This is a genomic window from Alcanivorax profundi (genome assembly GCF_003597125.1).
Classification (GTDB): Bacteria; Pseudomonadota; Gammaproteobacteria; order Pseudomonadales; family Alcanivoracaceae; genus Alcanivorax; species Alcanivorax profundi.
Map to the genome: position 1 here is coordinate 1 of NZ_QYYA01000168.1, position 388 is coordinate 388.

Annotated in this window: 1 protein-coding gene; it reads right to left on the minus strand. The window is 41.5% G+C overall.

The genetic code is table 11. The features are described from left to right. Nucleotides 1–21 precede the first annotated feature (21 nt). Nucleotides 22–388, minus strand: a 367-nt coding sequence (tnpB, locus tag D4A39_RS17345) for an IS66 family insertion sequence element accessory protein TnpB (protein WP_147393981.1), incomplete at its 5' end; no start/stop codon positions are given.

Consider the following 388-nt stretch of genomic DNA (forward strand, 5'->3'; position numbering starts at 1 on the left):
TCAAACTCTTAATATCAGTATTCATAATATGATTTCCGTTTGTACGGATGTTGATAGCAACAGTATCAATGTCTCACGGCTTATCTTATGACAGCGCGCTGCCTCCAAGAAACGAGGCTTGAGAAACTTACCATCATCAAACCACTTCTGGTATAAGACAAAACCATTGATATCATAATGTAATATTTTAACCTTGCGGTAATCCTTGGAATAGAAGATGATGGCTTCATCATAACTATAAGGATCATGCTGCATTTTTTCACGGATGATTCCTGCCAAGCCCTCACGACCATTGCGCATATCAGTTGGCGTGGAATCATGCTGCATTTTTTCACGGATGATTCCTGCCAAGCCCTCACGACCATTGCGCATATCAGTTGGCGTGGAA